General features: G+C 37.8%; 20 protein-coding genes and 1 rRNA gene. 13 read left to right on the forward strand and 8 right to left on the reverse strand.

What is annotated here, in order from left to right; genetic code table 11:
• Positions 1–61: 61 nt before the first annotated feature.
• Positions 62–177 (forward strand): 5S ribosomal RNA (gene rrf / locus BFM98_RS22450).
• Positions 178–278: 101 nt separating this feature from the next.
• Here the strand turns inward: rrf and BFM98_RS22455 are convergent.
• Entirely contained in the window at positions 279–950 is a 672-nt protein-coding gene (locus tag BFM98_RS22455) for a LytTR family DNA-binding domain-containing protein (RefSeq protein WP_048395918.1), read from the reverse strand.
• 214 nt (positions 951–1,164) lie between these two features.
• Between BFM98_RS22455 and aceA the strand changes: the two genes are divergently transcribed.
• Together aceA and aceB are read left to right on the forward strand one after the other, a co-directional pair.
• Complete coding sequence (gene aceA / locus BFM98_RS22460; RefSeq protein ID WP_004233046.1) at positions 1,165–2,448, forward strand: isocitrate lyase; 1,284 nt, start codon at positions 1,165–1,167, stop codon at positions 2,446–2,448.
• 112 nt (positions 2,449–2,560) lie between these two features.
• Complete coding sequence (aceB, locus tag BFM98_RS22465) at positions 2,561–4,159, forward strand: malate synthase A (protein ID WP_048395937.1); 1,599 nt, start codon at positions 2,561–2,563, stop codon at positions 4,157–4,159.
• 274 nt (positions 4,160–4,433) lie between these two features.
• Here aceB and BFM98_RS22470 read toward each other — a convergent pair whose 3' ends face one another.
• The gene (locus tag BFM98_RS22470) at positions 4,434–5,099 is read right to left on the reverse strand and encodes an O-methyltransferase (protein ID WP_066038441.1); all 666 of its coding nucleotides are present in this window, start codon (positions 5,097–5,099) and stop codon (positions 4,434–4,436) included.
• A 129-nt stretch (positions 5,100–5,228) separates the two neighbouring features.
• On the opposite strand from BFM98_RS22470, the gene BFM98_RS22475 reads away from it, so the two are divergent.
• The 6 genes from BFM98_RS22475 (at position 5,229) to BFM98_RS22500 (ending at position 10,288) form a co-directional block, all read left to right on the forward strand.
• Positions 5,229–6,122 (forward strand): LysR family transcriptional regulator, encoded by an 894-nt coding sequence (locus BFM98_RS22475; protein ID WP_054548490.1) that lies wholly within the window; start codon positions 5,229–5,231, stop codon positions 6,120–6,122.
• Positions 6,123–6,194: 72 nt separating this feature from the next.
• A complete protein-coding gene (locus tag BFM98_RS22480) occupies positions 6,195–6,590 on the forward strand; it encodes a GntR family transcriptional regulator (RefSeq protein ID WP_048395924.1) in 396 nt (131 codons plus the stop codon).
• Between the two features lie 4 nt (positions 6,591–6,594).
• Positions 6,595–7,692 carry a DUF1648 domain-containing protein gene (locus BFM98_RS22485; protein ID WP_066038442.1) on the forward strand — a complete coding sequence of 366 codons (1,098 nt, stop codon included), beginning with the start codon at positions 6,595–6,597 and terminating at the stop codon, positions 7,690–7,692.
• 73 nt (positions 7,693–7,765) lie between these two features.
• Positions 7,766–8,437, forward strand: coding sequence for a response regulator transcription factor (locus tag BFM98_RS22490; RefSeq protein WP_048395929.1), 672 nt, complete (start codon positions 7,766–7,768; stop codon positions 8,435–8,437).
• Positions 8,434–9,807, forward strand: coding sequence for a HAMP domain-containing sensor histidine kinase (locus BFM98_RS22495; protein ID WP_066038443.1), 1,374 nt, complete (start codon positions 8,434–8,436; stop codon positions 9,805–9,807). The genes BFM98_RS22490 and BFM98_RS22495 overlap by 4 nt, the downstream gene beginning before the upstream one ends.
• Before the next feature lie 73 nt (positions 9,808–9,880).
• Positions 9,881–10,288, forward strand: coding sequence for a hypothetical protein (locus BFM98_RS22500; protein WP_048395933.1), 408 nt, complete (start codon positions 9,881–9,883; stop codon positions 10,286–10,288).
• Positions 10,289–10,332: 44 nt separating this feature from the next.
• On the opposite strand, the gene BFM98_RS22505 is transcribed toward BFM98_RS22500, so the two are convergent.
• Positions 10,333–12,249 (reverse strand): SEL1-like repeat protein, encoded by a 1,917-nt coding sequence (locus BFM98_RS22505; protein WP_066038444.1) that lies wholly within the window; start codon positions 12,247–12,249, stop codon positions 10,333–10,335.
• Positions 12,250–12,487: 238 nt separating this feature from the next.
• Here BFM98_RS22505 and BFM98_RS22510 point away from each other — a divergent pair, with 238 nt between their 5' ends.
• The 4 genes from BFM98_RS22510 to BFM98_RS22525 all read left to right on the forward strand — a co-directional run bounded on the left by BFM98_RS22510 (position 12,488) and on the right by BFM98_RS22525 (position 16,331).
• Complete coding sequence (locus tag BFM98_RS22510) at positions 12,488–13,201, forward strand: glycosyltransferase family 2 protein (RefSeq protein WP_066038445.1); 714 nt, start codon at positions 12,488–12,490, stop codon at positions 13,199–13,201.
• Positions 13,202–13,285: 84 nt separating this feature from the next.
• Positions 13,286–13,546 (forward strand): metal-sensitive transcriptional regulator, encoded by a 261-nt coding sequence (locus BFM98_RS22515; RefSeq protein WP_004233098.1) that lies wholly within the window; start codon positions 13,286–13,288, stop codon positions 13,544–13,546.
• Between the two features lie 253 nt (positions 13,547–13,799).
• Positions 13,800–14,936, forward strand: coding sequence for a transglutaminase domain-containing protein (locus BFM98_RS22520; protein ID WP_066038446.1), 1,137 nt, complete (start codon positions 13,800–13,802; stop codon positions 14,934–14,936).
• 90 nt (positions 14,937–15,026) lie between these two features.
• On the forward strand, positions 15,027–16,331 hold the full coding sequence (locus BFM98_RS22525; protein ID WP_254660076.1) for a transglutaminase domain-containing protein: 1,305 nt from the start codon (positions 15,027–15,029) through the stop codon (positions 16,329–16,331).
• Positions 16,332–16,352: 21 nt separating this feature from the next.
• Here the strand turns inward: BFM98_RS22525 and BFM98_RS22530 are convergent, their stop codons facing one another.
• The 5 genes from BFM98_RS22530 to BFM98_RS22550 form a co-directional block, all read right to left on the reverse strand.
• Complete coding sequence (locus tag BFM98_RS22530; RefSeq protein ID WP_066038448.1) at positions 16,353–17,300, reverse strand: N-acetylglucosamine kinase; 948 nt, start codon at positions 17,298–17,300, stop codon at positions 16,353–16,355.
• Entirely contained in the window at positions 17,297–18,811 is a 1,515-nt protein-coding gene (argH, locus tag BFM98_RS22535; protein ID WP_066038449.1) for an argininosuccinate lyase, read from the reverse strand. The genes BFM98_RS22530 and argH overlap by 4 nt, the downstream gene beginning before the upstream one ends.
• 27 nt (positions 18,812–18,838) lie before the next feature.
• A complete protein-coding gene (locus BFM98_RS22540; RefSeq protein WP_066038450.1) occupies positions 18,839–20,545 on the reverse strand; it encodes an ABC transporter permease in 1,707 nt (568 codons plus the stop codon).
• A 12-nt stretch (positions 20,546–20,557) separates the two neighbouring features.
• On the reverse strand, positions 20,558–21,628 hold the full coding sequence (locus tag BFM98_RS22545; RefSeq protein ID WP_066038451.1) for an ABC transporter ATP-binding protein: 1,071 nt from the start codon (positions 21,626–21,628) through the stop codon (positions 20,558–20,560).
• An 83-nt stretch (positions 21,629–21,711) separates the two neighbouring features.
• A complete protein-coding gene (locus BFM98_RS22550; RefSeq protein WP_048395791.1) occupies positions 21,712–22,818 on the reverse strand; it encodes an extracellular solute-binding protein in 1,107 nt (368 codons plus the stop codon).
• Positions 22,819–22,970: the final 152 nt, after the last annotated feature.

The following is a 22,970-nucleotide window of genomic DNA, read 5'->3' on the forward strand; positions in this document are numbered from 1 at the left end:
AAACATTCAATGCACCGTTTACCCAGTTTTGAAAGAATAAATCTTTCAATTAAATACAAAGTCTAGTGATGATGGCAAAGAGGTCACACCCGTTCCCATACCGAACACGGAAGTTAAGCTCTTTAGCGCCGATGGTAGTTGGGGGCTTCCCCCTGTGAGAGTAGGACGTCGCTAGGCAAAAGAAAGATCAGAGAATAAATTCTCTGGTCTTTTTTGTTGTCTCAAATTAAGAAGATAGTTTAAAGTAGGCTGTCCCCGGAAAAGGACAGCCGTATATACTAAAACTCAAGAGCACTCCGAAGATCATTTAGATAAGATTGACTTACTGGTAACTCACTTCCATCAATTAAAGTGACAATAAAATTTGACGTTAAATCACGTGCCATTTTTTTTATGAAATGTATATTTACAATGTAAGATCTATGGATACGAATAAAATATGATGGTAATCGTAATTGAAGTTCTTTAAGTGTAATACTTGTTTTATACTGATCACCCTCTACATAAAACCATGTTTTTTTCTGTAGGCTTTCAATATGAGATATTTTATTAATTGCTACAGGATTCCATTCCTCCTCTTGCTTTCCAGTTAAAAATTGAAATGGTGCTGCTTTTTTTGCTGTAAATGATGACGGTAGGACAATGACGAGAGCAGCAGGCTTATTTTGAATGTATATGGGATAACCAATGCCATAATATGGCGTATCGAAAAGAGAATTATCTAAAATAGCATCTGTTTTTTTTTGAGTCTGTAACACTTGGTCGGCAATACTCCCAGGTAATACTTGTTGACCTATCTCTAAATGAATACTTTGGTGACCAGAGTGAAAATAAACATAAGCATTTTCAACAGCAATAGCAATGGATGAATCAGCAGGTATCCAGTCTTTCAACATAAAAATATATTGTTGTGAAATATCTTTTACGAAAGAATTTAACTCATTGTTCATTGTGAATATCCCCCTTGTTTGTAAACAGTCTTCCAAATTTCATCGTCAAAAAAGGTAGTTTTATCCTTAAAATTTGATCTTTTATCGAAAAATAATGAAAATTCAAATAGTCTGTTATATATTAATTTACAACAAATAAACCTGTTATGGAACAGATAATTAAAAGTTTTTTAACAGAGTATATTGTACACAAAGGGGAAGGTGGAATTTCAATATGTCAACTCGTCAAGAAAGAATCGAAGCTTTAGAAAAACAATGGGCTGAAAACCCACGTTGGGCTGGTATTGAACGCACATATTCAGCTGAAGAAGTTGTTAAATTACAGGGGACAGTAGTAATTGAACAAACACTAGCACAAAAAGGTGCTACTCGACTGTGGAATTCATTACATGAGGAACCGTTTATCAATGCATTGGGGGCATTAACGGGGAATCAGGCAGTACAACAAGTAAAAGCTGGATTAAAGGCTATCTATCTATCAGGCTGGCAAGTAGCTGCTGATGCAAACCTGTCTGGTCAAATGTATCCTGACCAATCATTATATCCAGCTAACTCTGTACCAGCAGTAGTAAAACGAATTAATCAAGCGCTTCAACGTGCAGATCAAATTGATCATGCTGAAGGACGTGTTGATCAATTTGATTGGTTCGCGCCAATCGTAGCAGACGCAGAAGCAGGTTTTGGTGGGCCTCTAAACGTATTCGAGCTTGTAAAAGGTATGATTGAAGCAGGAGCAGCGGGTGTTCACTTAGAAGATCAATTAGCATCTGAAAAGAAATGTGGACACCTTGGAGGTAAAGTATTACTTCCAACACAAAATGCTGTTCGTAACTTAGTAGCTGCACGTTTAGCAACAGATGTAATGGGTGTAGATACAATTTTAATTGCACGTACAGATGCTGATGCTGCTGATATGGTTACATCAGATATTGATCCACGTGATGCAGAATTCATCACTGGTGAACGCACACCTGAAGGCTTCTTCCGTACAAAAGCTGGAATCAAACAAGCAATTGCTCGTGGTTTAGCTTACGCTCCATATGCAGATTTAATTTGGTGTGAAACTTCTAAACCATCACTTGAAGAAGCTAGAGAATTTGCTGAAGCTATTCATGCTGAGTTCCCAGGTAAAATGCTTGCATACAACTGCTCACCTTCATTCAACTGGAAGGCAAATCTTTCAGAAGAAGAAATTGCAGAGTATCAACGTGAACTTGGTAAGTTGGGTTACAAATTCCAATTCGTTACTTTAGCAGGTTTCCATGCACTTAACCACTCTATGTTTGAGCTTGCTCATGACTATAAAGATAATGGTATGGCTGCATATTCTAAGCTACAGCAGGCAGAATTTGCTTCTGAGTCTAAAGGCTATACAGCTACACGTCACCAACGCGAAGTAGGTACTGGATACTTTGATGAAATCTCTCAAGTTATCTCTGGTGGTACTTCTTCTACAACAGCAATGGCAGGTTCTACTGAAACAGAACAGTTTGTATAAGTCGTAGTTTAAATACGTGTTTTCCTAAATTCATAATCATAGAATAGTCTCCTCCGCTCCTCCTAAAGCGGAGGATGACGAAACTAAAATGGCAAAGGTGGGTAAACAGCTAATGGAACAAGCAACGACAGGTAAGCTTAAAATTGTTGGAGAACAAAATGAGCAAACTAATGAAATTTTGACACCTGAAGCTCTTGAATTTGTTCTTGCTCTGCACGAAAAATTTGATGCTCGTCGCAAGGAGCTGTTGGAGGCTCGACAAGAACGCCAAAAACGACTTGATGCGGGAGAGAAGCTGGATTTCCTACCAGAGACAAAGCATATTCGGGAAGGTGATTGGGTAATCGCACCACTTCCAAACGACTTACAAGATCGCCGTGTTGAAATTACAGGGCCAGTTGATCGGAAAATGGTTATTAATGCGTTAAATTCTGGAGCAAAAATGTTCATGGCATGCTTTGAAGATGCATCTTCTCCGACATGGGAAAATATGATTGGTGGTCAAATTAATATGCGTGATGCTATTAATAAGACGATTGAGTTTACACAAGAATCCAATGGTAAAACATATAAATTAAATGATGAGACAGCAGTGCTGTTAGTTCGTCCACGAGGTCTACACTTGCTTGAGAAGCATGTCCTGGTGGATGGAGAGCCGATTTCTGGCAGTTTCTTTGACTTCGGTTTATATCTATTCCACAATGCCAAAAACGCACTTGCACAAGGTACAGGGCCATATTTCTATCTACCAAAACTTGAAAGTCATTTAGAGGCTCGACTATGGAATGATGTCTTTGTGTTTGCTCAAGATTATATTGGTATTCCACAGGGGACAATAAAAGCTACTGTATTAATCGAAACGATTTTAGCAGCGTTTGAGATGGATGAAATTTTATATGAGCTACGTGAACATTCAGCTGGTTTGAATTGCGGTCGTTGGGATTATATTTTCAGCTATATTAAGCGTCTACGCAATCAAGCTGATGTTATTTTGCCAGACCGTGGGCAAGTAACGATGACAGTACCTTTTATGAAAGCCTATACATCTTTATGTATTCAAACATGTCACAAGCGAAATGCACCAGCAATGGGCGGAATGGCAGCTCAAATTCCAGTTAAAAATGACGATGAGGCGAATGCAGTGGCATTTGCAAAGGTGGCAGAAGATAAACGTCGTGAGGCAACAGAGGGGCACGACGGTACATGGGTAGCACATCCTGGTATGGTTGCAACAGCGATGGAGCAATTTGATGCTATTATGACAACGCCTAACCAAATTCATAAAAAGCGTGAGGATGTACAAGTATCTGCCGAAGATTTAGTAGCTGTACCAGAAGGAACAATAACAATTGAAGGTCTACGTATTAACTGTAGTGTTGGTGTACAATATATTGCTTCATGGCTTCGAGGTAACGGAGCTGCACCAATTAATAACTTGATGGAGGATGCTGCAACAGCAGAAATCTCTCGTACACAAGTATGGCAATGGATCCGTCATCCGAAAGGAATCTTAGATGATGGACGTGGTATTACACTAGCATTTGTTTTAGAAATATTGGAAGAAGAACTTGTGAAAATTAAAGAGGCTGTTGGGGAACAAGCTTATAACAGTGGTCGCTATGAAGAAGCTGCTGAACTGTTTAAATCCTTAATTGAACAAGATGAATTTGCGGAATTCTTGACACTTCCAGGGTATGAAAAATTAGCGTAAAATACAAGTCTACTATCCAACATATCAAACTTTCCTAATAACTATCTAAGGATTGCACTCGAGTACAATCCAGCCTATTCCACTAACATAACGTGACGGGGTCTGTTCCCTCGTTTAAAGAGTTGAGCACGATTGAATTAAAAGGGGTCTATAAATAAAAGTTAAGAGATTTTAAGGGGTAAAGATGTCTTACTAGCTTAGATGGGGAGCAGTAAGGCATCTTTTATATAGTACATCCGCGTAACTGCTTTTTTAGTTACGCGGTTTTTCTATGCTAATTTACTACGGCTAGTACAAAGCCGTCATACCCTTTGACACCCACTGTTTGTATAGCCGTTGCTTCAATTCTTGGGTTTGCTTTTACTAAATCCATAAATTCTTGTACGCCTCTAACACGTTCATCCTCACTATTTTCATTAGTTACCTCACCATTACGTACAACATTATCTGCAATGATAAGAGCGCCAGAGTTTGCTAATTTTAACGCCCACCTCAAGTAAGCGGGGTTATTAGGTTTATCAGCATCAATAAAGATAAAGTCAAATAATAGTCCAGCATTTTTTAAATTTGGTAATGTATCTAAGGCATTTCCTACAATGACCTCAACCTTTGGTCCATACCCTGCATTCTCTATATTTTGCTTGGCAACTTTGGCGTACTCTTCATTAATTTCTAATGTCACAACTTTTCCTGCCTGAGGAAGAGCTTGGGCTAAACAAATACTGCTATAGCCTCCAAGTGTGCCGATCTCTAAAATATTTACCGCACTTTTCATTTTTGCGAGTAAATATAATAGTCTCCCTTGAGTAGGAGATACATCAATCTCTGGAATACCTGCAGCTTTATTAGCCTGTAGTGCAGTATTAAGATGTTCGTTTTCTGGAAGGAGCTTAGTCATGAAATAGTCATCTACGTATTGCCAAACATTTAATTCTGTCATTATACAGTCCTCATTTCATTATGCTTTAAAGTGCAAGCTTGCCAATAAAGTGTATGATAGAATGAATCATAATAAAAATATATTATTATTATTAATACATAACTAAAGATTATGAATTGAGGTTAAATCATGAATAGTCATGGCTTAAAATTGTTTTATCAAGTTGCGGTTACAGGCAGTTTTACAAAAGCTGCAGAAATGCTATGCATAAGTCAACCTGCAGTTTCAAGTCAAATCAAACGTTTTGAACATGAAATTGGAGTCCAGCTATTTCAACAACAGGGACGTGGTGTAGTACTTACTGAATTCGGTGTGACACTAGCAGAAAAAGCTCAAAATCTTATTGCTCTTGAGCAACATATTGAAACATTTATAGAAGATTATCGACTTGCAAGAACTGGGAATTTACACATTGTTGCAACTTTCTTACCTGCTAATTTTTTAATTCCTAAATGGGCGGCTACTTTCAAGGCTGCTAATGAACAGGCGAATTTAATGATTACAACAACCAACACAAAGGATGCCTTTGAACAGTTAATAAACTATAAAGCGGATATGGCTATTTACGGTGGGGGAATGTCTGAAAGACCTAAGGAAATAGAGTGGGAGGAATTATATGAGGATGAATTATGGTTTGTAGTATCGCCAAATCATCGCTATGCACATCAGTCTATTACATTAGTTGAAATGTTTCAGGAGCCTTTTATTATGAGAGAAGTAGGTAGTTCGATGAGGGAGCATCTTTTCTCATTATGTCAAACATACCAAGTGAGACCACCAAATATCGCACTCCAATTTAATGGTATTCATGAAACCATTCGCTCAGTCATGGCGGGCTATGGTGCAAATTTTATTTCTTCTCTTGCGGTTAGAGAGTATGTAGAGAGTGGGCAATTGGCGAGAGTTTATGTGAAGGATATACATGCCATTAAACATAAAATTGCAATTTGTACAAGGAATAATGAGAAGCAGAATTTACTTGTGCAAAGATTTATTGAAACCATAAAAAATTCCCCCATTTAAACATTTGAATCTCATGCAAGGTGGAGAGAAATTTGTTATATTAGTTGTATAACAAATGTGGAGCTGATAAACATGTTTATTCAAATAGAATTTCAATCAGACGTACCTATTTATGAGCAGGTAACACGTCAAATTATCGAAGGAATTGCTAGAGGAGAAATGAAGCCAGGTGATACTTTGCCGTCTGTGCGGAGTTTAGCTGCCGATTTAGGTGTTAATATGCATACTGTTAATAAGAGTTATCATGAATTAGAGGCGAAAGGGATTATTACCATTCGGCCAAAATCTGGAGCTATTATAAGTTCAGCAGAGGAGAGAGCTTTATCACCTGAGCAACTACGACAAATCGAAAAGAATTTAAAACCTGTTGTGGCAGAAGGAATGGTGCTCGGTGCAACAGCTGAACAAATTGAGCACATGATGAAAAAAGTATTTGCTGATTTGCAAATTCCAGCAGAGGGAGTGTAGCAAAATGCTACTTGGCGTTTTTATAACCATTTACATCATGACATTAGCTTTGCAAATAGTCGTTCCCTATATTGTAAGAGAGACTATCGTTTTTGGAGTCACAGTGCCTGATCAAATTATTAAGCATCCCATCTTAGCTCAGTTGAAAAAACAGTATGTGCGGTTCGTAGGGGGAACAGGGATAGTTTTTCTAATCATCTTGATTATAAGTTACAATCAATTTGCTCCTTCTGAAGCTATTCAAAGTATTGTTTTATTAAGCTGTTTGTTTAGTATGCTTACAGTAAGTATGGCGTTGTATTGGATAAATCATCAAAAGGTATCGAAGTTGAAAAAACAAGAGCAGTGGGGTGCAAATATTAAACAAGTACGGGCAGTGGATTTAACTGCAAGAAGTCGTGATGAAATGCTTCCTTGGTCTTTTTTTGCTGTACCATTAGGAATATCCGTATTTTTGATCATTTACACATACCTTCATTACGATCTCATGCCAAATGATATAGCAGTACATTGGGGGCCGAGTGGTGAAGCGGATGCATGGAGAAACAAGACCTATTTTACGGCTATTTCACTGCCACTGGTAATGCTAATGATGCAATGTATGATGTGGGGAATTACCGACTCCATTAAACGTTCTGCAATTAAATTAGCTGTAAATCGCAAAGAGGAATCGTTGGAGGATCAGCTAAAAACACGAAAATACATGAGTTGGCAAATACTACTGATAAGTTCTGCATTAACAGCTTTATTAACAATTTTACAATTAAGCAACATCTATCCTTCTATGACAGTAGGCTATAAGCTATTACCAGTATTTATTTTGTTCTTAGTTGTTTTGCTGGGTTCATTACTGATATATGTGGTGAAAAAGTATAAACATAAAGTACGCTATGAAGCAAATATAGATTCCCAGGTAATGGACGTGGATGAGGATCGTTATTGGAAGGGCGGCTTAATTTATATGAATCGACAAGACCCATCCGTTTTTGTGGAGAAACGCTTCGGGGTAGGATGGACCATGAACCTTGCCAATCCTAGAGGCTATATTGTGATTGGTTTACCTTTTCTCTTATTGCTGTTGATTTCTATATTTTCGTTATAAAATAATAGTAATTTGTGATGAAAAAATTCGTTCTATATGATCGGATTTTTTCTTATTAACTGGAGGTGGGCAGATGAAGATCCTTGTTGTCGATGATGACGTTCATATTTTACAGCTAGTCAATATTTATCTTACTAAGGAAGGCTACCAAGTGCTACTTGCTGAAAATGCAAAGCAGGCACTAGCCTTACTCGAAGGGAATCTGCCTGATTTAGCTGTTGTTGATGTGATGATGCCAGGAATGGATGGTTTTACACTAACAGAGTATTTAACTCAAGATTATGATATTCCTGTTTTATTATTAACAGCAAAAGGTGAGCTAGAGGATAAAGAACGTGGCTTTTTAGCAGGATCTGACGATTATGTTGTAAAGCCCTTTGAACCAAAGGAATTATTATTTCGTATAGCTGCAATTTTGAGGAGATTTGATAAAAAAAATCAAGTAACCATTCAAGTAGGTAAACTAGTAATTGACCGACGAAGCTTTGAGGTTGTAATAGGGGAAAATACACTTATATTACCTTTAAAGGAATTTGAATTACTGGCTTTGTTAGCATCACGCCCCCATCAAGTATTTACTCGCAGCTATATTATGGAACAAGTATGGGGCTATGACTATGATGGAGATGAGCAAACGTTAAATACGCATGTGAAGCGGATTCGTGAAAGATTAAACCGATATGACACGGCTGTTGAAATTACAACAGTAAGAGGTGTTGGCTATAAGCTAGAGGAAACAACATGAAAACGTTATATAGTAAATTTGTTGTAACAACAATGCTAGTAATGATTGGAAGCTTATGTATGGGCTTTTTGGTAACGAATACCTATTACCATCAAGTTGTAAAAGAAAAAAATGATGCGAAAAACGTTAGCATAGCACAGGATATTGTGCATTATATTGAGACAGACGAACCAGAAGATTTAAATAGCTATCTGACAACCTTGGGTGAAATCGGCTATCAAATATATGTGACAACTGGTGAGGAGGGGCATTTTTTTGGCGGTCCATATCGTGATAAAACATTGTCAACATCTGTTGTGGAGCATGTTTTAAATGGGGAAACCTATCATGGTATGCGAGATTTTCCTAAAGAAACCTTTGTAACAGGATTTTTTGCTAACGAACTGAATAATACAATTGGTGTGCCATTTACCTATGAAAGCAAGTCCTATGCACTATTCATAAGACCAGATATTCGTTTATTGTTTTCTGAGGTGCATACAATACTCGCAGGATTAATGTTGGTTATGACAGTACTGAGTCTTCTTGCCATGCTACTATTTGCTAAAGCATTAATTCGCCCCATTACGAAGTTAACAGCAGCCACTCAACAGCTAGCACATGAAAAATTTGATACAGTTCTAGATATTGATCGTGCAGATGAAATTGGTCAATTAGCATCAAGCTTTAATAGGATGACCGAGAGATTACAGGAAAATGATCGTACACGGAAGGAATTTATTAGTAATGTATCACATGATTTTCAGTCGCCTTTATTAAATATTCAAGGGTATGTAGATTTACTGAAAAATCCTTCCCTTACTGAACAGGAAAGACAGGAATATGCAGCAATCATAGAGCTAGAAACAAAACGCCTATCTACATTAACCAAACAGTTATTATTATTAACTTCCCTTGACCAATCGACAAGAATTGTAAAACGAGAGTCTTATCGTTTAGATGAACAGTTAAAGGAAACCGTACGAAAGTATCGTTGGCAAATGGAAGAGTCACAGCTTCAAATATCATATAAGCTTGAGCAAATTATTTTTGATGGCGATGCAGGGCTTTTACAAAATGTATGGGATAATTTACTGACAAATGCCATTAAATATAATGTAGAGGGTGGGCAAATACATCTACATTTACAAAAAAGATCTGCCTCACTTGAAATTCTTGTTGAGGACAGTGGGATAGGAATGACTGAGGATCAATTAGCAAAAGCATATGACCGTTTTTATCGCGCCGATGCGTCTAGAACCAAGCAAGGGACAGGGCTAGGCTTAGCGATTGTCAAACAAATTGTTGAGCTACATGGAGGGACCATACAGATGCAAAGTACGATGCATGCGGGCACAAAGGTTTATATCCATCTACCAATTTTGTCATAAGGAGTTCATATAAAGTTCATGTTCACACGATAAACTGCTACTTAGTTGAAACACAACTAGGGGGAGTTATCGTATGGAACAAAAGTGGAGCATACGTCTTATTCGATTAGCGGCAATCTTTGCTTTAATCGGCACATATTTAGGTTCACATATGTCGGGATCAGGTAGCTATGAATATAGACCGATACATGCACATATTTTACTGGTCGGCTGGCTTAGTATGTTTGCCTGGGGTATTTTTTATAGAGCCTTCAAAGTGAAATCACAAAAATTAGTAACCATTCATGGTTGGACAGCTATTGTGGGTGTTCTGGGCTTAACGTTAGGCATGTGGTTTTACAATATAAATCCATTTAATTTTGGTAGCACTTTTACATTAGTCTTCTTTATTGTAGGAGGAACTACACTATTAATTAGCTTTGCTTTATTTATTGTTGTAACATTTATGATTCAACAACAAAAGGATAATAGCAGTCTTTAATAAAACCTACCGTGTCATTCGTGATGCGGTAGGTTTTAAAATATTTATTTAATTTCTTCAAGTGACTTTTTCAGCCATCTTGTCGCCTCTTGATAGTCTTGTGCAACACCATGCCCTTTTTTGTATAGCATACCAAGCTGGAATTGGGCTTTTTGATGTCCTTGATTAGCAGATAGTCGATAAAGCTGGGCTGCCTTTGCAAAGTCCTTTGGTACGCCCTGTCCATGAATGTGCATTTGGGCTAATTGGTATTGTGCTTTCATATGTCCTTGTGACGCAGCCTGTTCAATCCATTTAGCTGCCTCTGTGTAATCCTGCTCTACCCCTTTACCTTTATCAAATATATTGCCTAGTTGATACTGCGCACCTGCATGGCCTTGAATGGCTGCTAGGCGATAACATCTGCGCGCCTCTTCAAGATTTAAGGCTACCCCTAATCCCTGTTCATATAGTAGACCTAATTGATATTCAGCTTGAATATGTGATTGATCAGTTGCTGCTCGCCACCATATCACGGCCTCCTTATAATTTATAGGAACACCATTTCCAGATGTCAGTAATAGGCCAAGCTCATACTGAGCATCTGCATAGCCTTTTTCTGCCGCAGACCTAAAATATGACATTGCTTTGGCTGGATCTTGAAGCTGATATACATATAGACGTCCTAGCTCGAAGCCAGCGCTGATATGGCCATTGTCAGCAGCTAGCAGTAGCCACTTTTCTGCTGACACAAGATTCTGTTCTTTTTCATACAGCAGGCCAAGACAGTATTGAGCATTTAAATGTCCTTTATGTGCCGCTAGCTTGAACCATTTTAAAGCTTCTATATGATCTTCTATCATTCCTTGCCCAGTATTATAGAGCATGGCCAGTTGAAACTCTGCGTTAACATGGTCCTGTAAAGCAGCCATATGAAACCATTTTGCCGCTTCTTCTTGGTTTTGGGGAATACCACGCCCTTTTAGATGCATATAGCCGAGATTGTATTGAGCACTTGCATCTCCAGTTAAGGCAGCCATTTTGAAGTAGGCAACGGCTTTATCATAGCTTTGCTCCACACCCGTGCCATTATGATAAAGGAAGCCTAGATTGTTTTGGGCACTTGTATTACCTTGATTGGCTGCTAAGGTATACCACTTGGCAGCTTCGTTAAAATTTTGAGATAGGCCTAAGCCTTGATTATAGAGTACCCCTAAATTGTATTGAGCGTCAGCATTCCCTAAATCAGCCGCTATTTGGTAATGACGTGCAGCCTCTAGATAATCCTGTATAACGCCTTGGCCTAGATGATAAAGTACACCGAGGCTATAGTGAGCATTTGCGTCATTTTGTGCGGCAGCTCGTTCATACCATATTTTTGCAAGCCTATAGTCTCTTTCTACCCCTCGACCATGATTGTAAAGAGCACCTAAGTTATATTGAGCACTTGCATCTCCGTTCTGGGCAGCTACTTCAAACCATTTGACAGCATGTTCGTAAGCCTCTCGTGACTGCTCATGCTGAAGTATATTTTTATCAAATATAGAAGGAAGTTCTGTGACATGAGAAGACAGGCGGTTCGACTTGAAACTACGATCATAGCGCTTCATAAACCATTCGACAATATCGCTAAGATAGTCTAAAACAATTTTAGCTGCTTTGGCTTCTACAATGTCATTACTAGTATGGCTTGTCATTTTATGAATTAGATTCATCAATAAATAAATCCGACGAGGATGAATTTGAGCCACAAAACTTCGATTATTTAATAGCATTCGAACATTTTTGAGTTTGGGTTCGGTATGCATTTCCAATCGGTAAATCTCATATAAAATTTCCTCTAATACAAGAAGTGACTTCTGTAAGGATTCTGCTGGGGTTGAAATGGCGAGCAAACTAGCATCCTGTAAATTTTTAGCTAATATTGTGAAGGACAGCTGTCTTAATTTTTGACATTGTTCTTCAAGATTTTCATAATGCATGACGAAAGTACTCACCTCTTTCAGTTAATTACCTCGGCGTCGTTGCAAGCAATTTCCTATTCAACCTTTTTACAAAGCGCCTCTTCATCTCTTTGTTCATATATCGGAGAAAAATCGATATTATTGATATGTTTTAATGGGATTCATCAGTTGAATTGTTGCTGTTACATGATACTATTTGATATAAGGGAGATTCGTAGCTACGGAGAACCTGTCAGCCTTTAGGTGGGGGATCGAAATGAAAAATATTGCAGCTATTATACCAGCATATAATCCACAACAATCACTCATTACCTATGTACATCAATTGCTAGCAACGACTATTACACAAATCATCATTGTCAATGATGGGAGTGATCAAAAATATAAAGATATTTTTGAAAACCTAGATAAAATTGAACGCTGCCAAGTACTACAGCATGATTGCAATATCGGTAAGGGTGGCGCACTTAAGACCGCCTTTGCATATATACGAGAACAACAAGCGAGGTGCCATGGTATCCTTACAGTTGGGGCCCATGGGCAACATACTTTACAAGATGTGAAGCTTGTTTTAACGATGACAAAGGTGTTTTCTGAAGGGATTGTGCTAGGTGTACGTAACTTTCGTTCAACTGATAGTACATTTCTTTCTTACTGGGGAAACCGTGCAACAAGCTTATTTTTCGAGATACTGTATCATAAGAAATTAATGGATACACAAACAGGTTTACGTTATATTTCCATCAATGAGTTGCCTTGGTTAATGAAAGTAAAAGGTGAACGCTATGATTATGATACAAACATGTTAGTTGCTGCACTTAAAAGAAAGTGTCCAGTTTTCGAAGTTGAAATTGGGCAATTACGTATAAAGAAGAATTCAATAATTCAGTACGATGAAATAACAAACGCTGGTACCATTATTATGAGAATGCTCATAAATTATCTAAAGCCAAGGAATAGTAATGGCTAGGTTTAAATTTAAAATAATGAGCTAGGATAAAGAATAACGATCACTCATTAGAGCGTAGCGAGTATAAGAGAAGGAGCAATGTATATGGAATATTCAGATCAAGTGAAAAATCGTGTGAAACGGATGGAAGGACAGCTACGTGGCATTTTGAAAATGATGGAGGAGGAAAAAGACTGTAAGGCAGTCATTACACAATTATCAGCAGTACGCTCTGCTGTAGACCGTACAGTTGGGGTTATTGTTAGTACAAACCTATTGGAATGTGTACAGAATGCTGAAGGGGATGGCGAAAAAATGAACGAAGCCATTCAGGAAGCAGTTAATTTAGTGGTGAAAAGTAGATAATTTTCTAAACTCCTGAACAATTACAGAATCTAAATCGAAATAAAACTCACTATTAATTAGGTGAGTTTTATTATTTTGCAAAAAAATAGTTATATTCGCTAATTATATTTTATTATTAGGTATTTTATATTATATAAAATTGAATATATTTTTAGTTAAAAGTCTTAGTTAGTGAACTTGTATGATAGCTTAGTAGGTACATTCTTTGCTATGCTAAATAGTGAAGAAAGAATCAAAGGGAAGGTGATGAGTGATGAAAAAATTATTGTTATGTGGTGCGGCTTTATTGATATTAAGTCCAACTGCAGTCTATGCAAAACAAACAGAAAATACCTCCCAAATTTATCCTATGGTTGCTAACTCAACAGTAGCAAATTGGGATCAATTAACAGAAGAACTTGCAAAGCAAATACAAAACTTTGAGACCGATATAAAAATTACGTATACAGGCAAAATAGGCGACCTCAAAAAAGAAATGATGGACGCACTTGAAAAAGCTAAGCAACAAGCCGTTTATGCAAGTGGACATATAGAAAGTACCATGGTTTCCGCAGATTCTCTAGGGAATGTAACGTATAAAATGAAGTACCTGACAAATCAAACTCAAGAAGTAGATGTACAAAAAAAGATTAATCTAATATTGAAAAATATTATCAAACCTTCTATGACAGATTTCCAAAAAGTAAAAGCTATTAACGATTATATTGTATCCAATACTATGTACGGGACTAAAACTAAGGCAAGTCCACATAGTGCTTATGCTTTGTTTTTTGAAGGACAGGCTGTATGCCAGGGTTATGCATTGGCAGCACATGCTATGTTAGAGCAGTCTGGGATAGAGACAAAATATGTTGTAGGTTTTGTAAATGGGAATGAGGCACATGCTTGGAATTTAGTAAAGGTTGATGGGAAATGGTATCATTTGGATACAACATGGAACGATCCTTTGCCAAATCGCGTTGGTGCTGCGTCCTATGACTATTTTTTAGTGTCGGACAATCAAATTAGCAAAGATCACACTTGGATTAAAGGAAATTATCCTCCTGCTACAAGCACTAAATACAGTTATTTGCTTAATGTTCATTTCGCACATCAGTTAAATAATATTGTTTATTTTAGTAATACTGCAGATAACGATAAACTGTATAAGCTTGATATGACTAGTGGTAGCAAGTCAAAGGTATTAGATAAACGTGCGTTGTATATTACAGGGACTAATCAAAACCTATATTATAGTGATTACAGTAACGGTGGGTATTTGACAAAGCTAGATTTAAAAACGTTAAAAGCTGAGGTGCTAGTGAAGCAGCCAGTAACAAATTTAAAGGTTAGTGACAATTATTTAATGTATAATGTCCAGACAAAAGAACATAAACTTAAAATTAATTAAGTCAACAAACAAATATTAACAGGCACAAATGGACCCTTAAGTGAGTTCTTTGTGCTTTTTTTGTATATAATGTAAAGAAGACGGTTGGAGGTGAGGAGTTTGTGGAAGAAATTAGCTATAATTGCCATTATTATTATTTTTATTGATCCTATTTATACGGCTGGTAAGGCTGTTGTTCAGCAGGTGGTCGATTGGACAAATAATGATGAAATAGAAACTATGCTACTTTCAACTAAAGAGAAGATTGTAGATGTTACTGCAAGACTTTCAGATAATGCCTTAATTGAAACAGCCCTACCTATAGAAGATGTCCATGAAGCGGAGGTAGCCCCTACAGCTCCACCTATTCAGAAACCTGAAACAAAGTTAGTCGTGACAAATGCCAAGGAACTGGCTGATGCGATGTATGCGTATTATAATAGCTTTTCACCAAAGTTTGAAATTCAATATAAAGGGAATACACAGCGAATTGAACAAATTGTAGAAGAGGCCTATAACAATGCTATCAAACGCGATGACTATGTTTACGGCCATGTAAGTAAACATTCAATTCGATATGAATATGGGCGAAATAAAGCAACTATTTTTGGAGAACAGAGCTATTTAATGACGCCAGAGCAGGCGGCATATGTAGAAATGAATGTTCAAGAAATTATTGCTAAGATTACTAAAAAATCTATGACGGATGTAGAAAAGGTACGAGCTGTCAATGACTATATTGTTGCCAATACTTCCTATACAGAACAAACGAATTCTAGCCCACACAGTGCTTATACCGTTCTTGCCGAGCACGGGGGAGTATGTCAGGGCTATGCTTTACTTGCCCACTCTATGCTTCAAAAATTGGGTATTGAAACAAAATATATCGTAGGCTATGTAGGTCAAGAGGGACATGCGTGGAATCTAGTCAAGCTGGATGGACAATGGTATCATCTCGATACGACATGGAATGATCCAGTACCAGATCGTAAGGGCGCAATACGCTACCAATACTTTTTAGTAGATGACCGTACAATGGCGAAGGATCACACGTGGATTGCTGAAGACTATCCAAAAGCAACAAGCACACTGTATAGTTATTATCATGATATAGACTTCCCAGCGCAGGTTGGAGACCAATTGTTTTATAGTAATATTGCAGATGACAATAAGTTATATGTACTAGATATGAAAACTGGTAAAACGAAGCGTGTCACAAATTCACGGGCACAATATATCGTTTATTCGGATGGTTGGCTCTACTTTAGTAATTATTCCCGAGGGGCGTATTTAACAAAGATTCGTCCAGATGGTAGTGGAGAAGAGGTACTAAATAGGGAGGATTCGAAGGATTTATTTATAAAGGATGGGTATCTCTATTTTACGACGAATGAATTGAAGAGACTGGCACTTTAAAAGCAAGAAAAGGGCAATGACTTATAAACAGTCATATGCCCTTTTTGTTCGTTCAATTAAATAGGTGATAGGCTGATGCTGACAAAGGATAATGTCCACTTGAGGATACATGAAGGTTATTTCCTCTGTAAAGATCTTTAAAATGAGTGGATTATGCTTAATGGCACCACCATTGCAATATAGATTAAATGGTGTATTCTGATAGTTAATTTTTTTCAATACAGCGTTTGCTAGAATAGCTAGTTCGTGGGCTGCTTGTTGAGATATTTCGATGGCACAAGCATCTTTTTGCTCGACTGCCTTTGCCACAAAGGAACCCATCTTGGCCAGTTGTGCATTGGTATAGGAAGGGCGGAAGAGCCATTCAGCGAGCTCTGTAACATCTTGTATACCTAAAGATTGATAGACGGCTTCCTTTAAGATTGTTGGTTTCCCTCGACCATCCTCCATTTTAAATATAGCTCTTACGACTTCCTGCCCTAACCAATACCCACTTCCCTCATCGCCAGCCCGATGTCCCCAACCCCCTACACGTACAATTCGTTGCCCATCAAAGGCATAGGCAATAGCTCCTGTTCCAGCGATGAGTAGTGCACCTGCCTGTCCAGCAGTCACACCTAATAGTGTGGCCTCCGCATCATTTTCAATAATCAGTGTATCGATTTGTAACTGTGTGGTCTGAAGAGCATTTTGAACAATGGTTACGACGGTTGCATGATCCTTCGGAGAATCAATGCCAGCTAAAGCAAAGGTAGCTACAGCAATTTGAGAATTAGGATACTTTTGCAAAAATGTTTCAACATTTGCTAAAAGCTCTTGTAAAATTGCTGTAGCTGATTCAACACCAATGGCTTGATAATTAGAGCCTTTAGCGGATATAGAATATTCAATGTCACCAGATTCAGCATGAACAACTGCACATGCTGTTTTTGTCGCCCCACCATCAATAATTAATAACCATTGCTTCATTGATTCCATTCCTCTAGAAAGGCTGTTAGTTCTTTTTCTGCTTCAATAATGGAACTTTCCTTTAAGCGAATCCATTCATAAAAATCATGGGCATTCAGTTTGGAGCGTTCAAGGGCAGCTTTCATAGTGGCTGGAGCGGGTCCACCTAGTAATGTTCGTACACCAACAAAAGATTCTGGTTTTAATGTCTTATAGAAATCCTCTTCTGAAATAGTTAATTCCTTGCCCGTGATCAATTTCGATTGTGTATTTGCAAGTCCCCATGTAAGACTAGCTAATGATTCCTCTCCATGAGCAAGTAGAACCTTAATACATTTACTAACAATACTATGTGCTTGACGGAAGGAAATGCCCTCTGAACGGACTAATGTATCAGCGAGCTCAGTGACATTCGCAAAGCTATTTTCAGCGCGATTTTTTAACTTCTTCTTATTGACATCCATTGTAACAACAAGCGAACCAAACAACTTATAAATACCAATTAAGCGGTCAATGGCACGCCATAAATAAGGCTGCATATCATCCTCAGTGTCTACGATATCGCCAAAAGGTGTATTATGTACCATCTGTAATACTGTACTTGCATCTCCTACAACCGCAGATAGTAATGAGCGTGTATGTTCTATAGAAACAGGATTACGCTTTTGAGGCATAATAGAGCTTATTTGCACATATGGACTTGCGAGTGTAAACGCATTAAACTCCTGAGTAGCCCATAATAAAAAATCTTGAGAAGTACGGCCAAGATTGAGTGCTGCAAGCTGTACAATACTTGCAGCCTCAGCTATATAATCTGCTCCTGCAACTGCATCCCATGCATTTTCGATAATATCATCAAAGGCTAGTAGATCACGCATACGTTCTCTACTAATATCAAAGCCTGTCGTTGTTAAGGCAGCGGCTCCCATACTGCTACGATTGACGGTTTTATAGACATGCTGCATTCGTTCAAAATCACGCTCTAGCTGATCGATCACGGCCTTTAAATAATGGGCGAAGGTTGTAGGCTGGGCCTGCTGTGTATGTGTGTAGCCAATCATAATGGTATCGATATGTTCCTCTGCAGCAGCGATTAAATCATCACGTAATGTTAGTAACTCGCGCATTAATAGTAATAATTTTTTTCTTAATGTCATTCGATAGATGGCAATACCCATATCATTTCGGCTTCTGCCAATGTGAAGATTTCCAGCAACATCACCAGCAAGCTCTATTAATTTATTTTCAATGCGGAAAAATAAATCCTCATATTGGGGACTGTAATCCTCTAAACGATAATAATTTAAGTCAATTTTTTTTAGAGCTATCCCAATTTGCTTTGCCTCATCTTTTTTTACAAGTCCTTGTTCTTCTAACATTTTTAAATGAGCAATATTGATTTGTAGCATAATTGTTAAAAAATTTTTCTTTGCCTCATCATAAGCTGGCTGTAAAACGATTTTTCGATAGATGTTAGAAGGGAATATCATCCCATCTTCCAGCTGTGTTTTATTGCGAAAATCTTCAAACATTGTCATGGCCCCCTAATAGATTGGCAGCTAAATGGCTGTACCAGCACTGCCTTTTGATAGTTTTTCAGAAATAATAAGGACAACTAAAATTAAACAAATTTGTAAGACACCATAAGCACAGGCGGTCCCAAATTTAAATGCATATAATTTTTGGAATATCGCTACAGACAATGGAATAGTGGATGTACTGTAAATTAGAATGGATGCAACAAATTCACCAAAGCTTTGCACGAGGGCTAAGAGTGTCCCTGCTAAAATCCCGGTGAATGTTAAAGGCACGACAATACGTCTAAATGTATACCACCAGTTGGCTCCTAAGCCACGTGATGCCTCTTCAATCGATTGATCTAGCTGTACAAGAGAGGCGGATGTTGATCGAAAAACAAGTGGTAAATGTCGAATAAAGTAGGCTAATGGCAAAATCCAAAATGTCCCGATCAATACTTGATTAAAACTAAAGATACTTTCTGTACTAAAAGCAGCAATTAAATTAACAGCAACAACTGTTCCTGGCAAAGCCCAAGGTACCATTATCAAAATATCGAGCAAGGTTTTCCCTTTAAAATTTAAGCGCACCATAGCATAAGCAGCCGCGACACCAAAGATGATATTGCCCAGTGTTGCAATGACACCCATTTGAATGGAGTTCCAAATAGGCCGCCATGTGCGCTCATCGGTAAAAAGGGCAATATAATGATCAATTGTATAGTCGGTCGGGAGAATTTGCGTTTTCCAAGCGCCATCCACAGAAAAAGAGATCAATATCAGCACTAAAATAGGCAGTATCAATATTAATGTGCCAACAAAAGAAGCGATTGTTGCTATAATTTTTACCTTTTTTGAGGATACCTCTGAACGATGAACACTAATTCCCTTACTTAGATTTTGATAATTTCTGCGATTTTGATACCAGCGCATAATGATTAAAAAAGTGATAGATACAAAAGATAATATCATCGACTGTGTTGCAGCCATCTCAAGATTCCCATTTGTACGTGATAAATAAATTTGCATCGTCATAGTACGCTCTACACCAAACATCAAAGGTGCAGTATAAGAAGCCATAGAAATCATAAACACCAATAAGGATGAGGCAACAATAGAAGGTGTGAGCATTGGTAAAATAACCTTTGTCCATACGCGAATACGCCCTGCACCCAGACTAGTAGCTGCCTCTTCAAGAGCAGGATCAAGCCCCTTAATGGCAGCAGAGGCAGTCAAATAGAAGTACGTATACATTGTGAATGTATGAACAACGATGACACCCCATATTCCCTTCAAGGCAAAAGGAACGTGTTCCAACCCAAATAGATGCTGAAAAATTCGTGGGAAAATCCCGCTATCACCATATAAAAATGAAAAGGACAAAACACCTACTAGAGGAGGAAGTGCCATTGGAACCAAAACTAAAACAGACAATATCCGTCTCCCAGGGAAATTATAGCGTTCTAGTAAAAAGGCCATTGTTACCCCAACAAGTGCACAGCAAATAACACTGATGAATGAAATATAAATACTGGTCCACAAGGCCTCTAAATTTGCTGGACTAGCTATATCAAAAAATTTCTTATAGTGCAAGAATGCTTCATCGCCAGCAAAGCTTTGGATGAAAGTTTGATAGAAGGGGTAAACCACATAGGCGAATAACACTAAAAATAATGGCGATATTAAAACATAGACAAACCAATTAGCATGAAAAATTCGCGTCCACGTACTTTCAGACTGTTTCTCCATATTGGCTTCCTCCTATTCCCCTAAAAAGTATAGTGAATCTTGTGCCATATGGATTGTAATATCTTCACCGATCTTTTTGATTTGGTCATAAGAATTAATAAGCATTACTTTAAGTGAGAACGCAGTAAAATCTACAATGTAATTAACGCTAATGCCTGTGAATTCAACAAATGTAATTTTTCCTGTTAATGTGTTTTCACCAGTACCAAGTTGAATCGATTCTGGACGAATAGAAATAAATACTTTGTCTCCAATCATATGCGTTAAGGAGGGAGAGCTTTGTTGCTTTCGCCCAGTTAAATTATGTCCATTCACTGTTCGTACTTGTACATTTTCCCCATCAATAGCTTGGATTGAGCATTCAATTAAATTAGTTTCACCAATAAAATTTGCCACAAAACGATCCTTGGGTTGATGATAAATTTCCTGAGGAGTACCAATTTGTTTGATATAGCCATTTTCCATGACCATAATTCGATCCGACATAGACATGGCCTCCATTTGATCGTGAGTAACGTATATCGTTGTGACTCCAAGCTCAGATTGGATTCGTTTGATTTCAATACGTGTTTCCTCACGCAATTTTGCATCTAGATTGGATAGAGGTTCATCAAGCAATAAAATATCTGGCTCTATCACGAGTGCTCTAGCTAAAGCAACACGTTGCTGCTGTCCACCAGATAGCTCATTTATTTTTCTGTTGCCGTAAGCAGCAAGATGCACTTGGCCTCTAATTCGATCAACCTTGTGCTGAATCTCAGCTTTTGAAAATTTTCGAACTTGTAAACCAAATGCAATATTCTCATCAACTGTCATATGGGGGAAAAGGGCATAATTTTGAAATACCATGCCGATATTGCGCTTATTGGGCTGAAGTCGAGTGACATCTCGCTCATCAAAAAGAATTTTGCCTTTAGTAGGGTAATAAAAGCCTGCAAGCATCCTTAAAGTGGTTGTTTTGCCACAGCCGCTAGGACCGAGAAAGGTAAAAAATTCACCAGCTTTTATTTCAAGATTTAAGTCTTTCACGCCATACACTTGACCAAATTGCTTCGAGACATTTTCAATTCTGACACTTCTCAATCATTAGCTCCTCTCTAACAAAGAATCTAGATGATACAGGAAGGTAAAAATTCGCTGTATAAGCCGAATTTTTACCCGTTCTACTATTTACCGCGCCCTTTAATATTGTTATCCCAGTATTCCATCCATTCTGCTTCTTTGTCAGACATTAGCTGCCAATCAATATCAAATGTTTTTAAATCTAATTCCTGATACCATTCTGGCATGGAGGCTTTGTCGATATCAGAACGTGTAGGAATTTGATAGTAATCATTAGCTAATTGTGTTACCATCTCTTTTTCAAATAAAAACTCTACAAATAGTTTCGCATTTTCTAGGTTTTTCGCATTGTTTACAACTGCTACACCGTCTACTAAAATAGGTGCTCCACTTTTAGGATAAATATAATCAAAAGGATAATCTGTCGTATATTTTTTTAACAAAATATCTTGTAGATTCCATAGGGAGACACTGCCTTCTTGACGTGTTAGCTTTAAATACAAGGCATTAGGGTCTTGTGTGTACTCCTTTGTATTGGCATCTAATTGTAGTAACCATTCATAGCCTTTATCTGGTGAATCTGCATCTTGCCGTACAATCATGGAAGAATAAATCGTACGCATTGTGCCTGACGCCAGTACACCTCTGATTAAAATTTGATCCTTCCATTTAGGATCTAATAAGTCATCCCAGTCCTGTGGACCAGTTTCTTTTGTTAGTAAATCACTATTAATCATAATTACTTCTGGTAACAGCATCTCGCCGAACCATCGTCCTTCAACATCTTTGTGTGTGGTATCAATAGAGTCAATAAAGCTCGGCTGCCAAGCATGTAGTAAGTCTTCATTGGCGCCAACAATGAGCGCTGATTGGGTTCCGCCCCACCAAAAATCTGCTTGAGGATTGGCTTTCTCTCCACGAAGACGTTCTAAAATTTGTTGAGCACCCATCGTTAGAAATTCTACTTCAATGTCTGGATATTTTTCATTAAACTGATCGATCACATTTTGCACCATTTCTTCGTCACGTCCAGTGTAAATTACTAGCTTGCCTGAAGGCGACGTTGCTGCTACTTCTGTTTTTTTACCATCCGATGCCTCGTCATTATTTGCTGCATCATTTGTAGAATTTTGCTGATCTTTGCCATTACAAGCAGCTAAAACGAAAAGCATTAACATAAGGAAAAAACCAAGAATATAGGCTTTTTTCATCAACTTCCCCTTTCTTAAAGTAAGTTACTTGCATATTGCAGTATAATACCGAAGGGGAACATTAATGTTAGAATTATTAAAAAATTACATTTGCATTCATCATAACGAAGTGCATAATGGTAAGCAATGGCATTTCATTAAAGTTCAAAAAA

Source organism: Lysinibacillus sp. AR18-8, assembly GCF_001705465.1.
In the GTDB taxonomy this organism is placed as follows: Bacteria; Bacillota; Bacilli; order Bacillales_A; family Planococcaceae; genus Lysinibacillus; species Lysinibacillus capsici.

Bases quoted from the DNA above. Each gene is read 5' to 3' on its own strand.
- BFM98_RS22530 (WP_066038448.1), bottom strand. From the start codon at position 17,300: ATGAAGCAATGGTTATTAATTATTGATGGTGGGGCGACAAAAACAGCA.
- BFM98_RS22495 (WP_066038443.1), top strand. From the start codon at position 8,434: ATGAAAACGTTATATAGTAAATTTGTTGTAACAACAATGCTAGTAATG.
- BFM98_RS22475 (WP_054548490.1), top strand. From the start codon at position 5,229: ATGAATAGTCATGGCTTAAAATTGTTTTATCAAGTTGCGGTTACAGGC.
- BFM98_RS22470 (WP_066038441.1), bottom strand. From the start codon at position 5,099: ATGACAGAATTAAATGTTTGGCAATACGTAGATGACTATTTCATGACT.
- aceB (WP_048395937.1), top strand. From the start codon at position 2,561: ATGGAACAAGCAACGACAGGTAAGCTTAAAATTGTTGGAGAACAAAAT.
- aceA (WP_004233046.1), top strand. From the start codon at position 1,165: ATGTCAACTCGTCAAGAAAGAATCGAAGCTTTAGAAAAACAATGGGCT.
- BFM98_RS22540 (WP_066038450.1), bottom strand. From the start codon at position 20,545: ATGGAGAAACAGTCTGAAAGTACGTGGACGCGAATTTTTCATGCTAAT.
- BFM98_RS22505 (WP_066038444.1), bottom strand. From the start codon at position 12,249: ATGCATTATGAAAATCTTGAAGAACAATGTCAAAAATTAAGACAGCTG.
- BFM98_RS22520 (WP_066038446.1), top strand. From the start codon at position 13,800: ATGAAAAAATTATTGTTATGTGGTGCGGCTTTATTGATATTAAGTCCA.
- BFM98_RS22480 (WP_048395924.1), top strand. From the start codon at position 6,195: ATGTTTATTCAAATAGAATTTCAATCAGACGTACCTATTTATGAGCAG.
- BFM98_RS22455 (WP_048395918.1), bottom strand. From the start codon at position 950: ATGAACAATGAGTTAAATTCTTTCGTAAAAGATATTTCACAACAATAT.
- BFM98_RS22515 (WP_004233098.1), top strand. From the start codon at position 13,286: ATGGAATATTCAGATCAAGTGAAAAATCGTGTGAAACGGATGGAAGGA.
- BFM98_RS22510 (WP_066038445.1), top strand. From the start codon at position 12,488: ATGAAAAATATTGCAGCTATTATACCAGCATATAATCCACAACAATCA.
- argH (WP_066038449.1), bottom strand. From the start codon at position 18,811: ATGTTTGAAGATTTTCGCAATAAAACACAGCTGGAAGATGGGATGATA.
- BFM98_RS22500 (WP_048395933.1), top strand. From the start codon at position 9,881: ATGGAACAAAAGTGGAGCATACGTCTTATTCGATTAGCGGCAATCTTT.
- BFM98_RS22485 (WP_066038442.1), top strand. From the start codon at position 6,595: ATGCTACTTGGCGTTTTTATAACCATTTACATCATGACATTAGCTTTG.
- BFM98_RS22490 (WP_048395929.1), top strand. From the start codon at position 7,766: ATGAAGATCCTTGTTGTCGATGATGACGTTCATATTTTACAGCTAGTC.
- BFM98_RS22550 (WP_048395791.1), bottom strand. From the start codon at position 22,818: ATGAAAAAAGCCTATATTCTTGGTTTTTTCCTTATGTTAATGCTTTTC.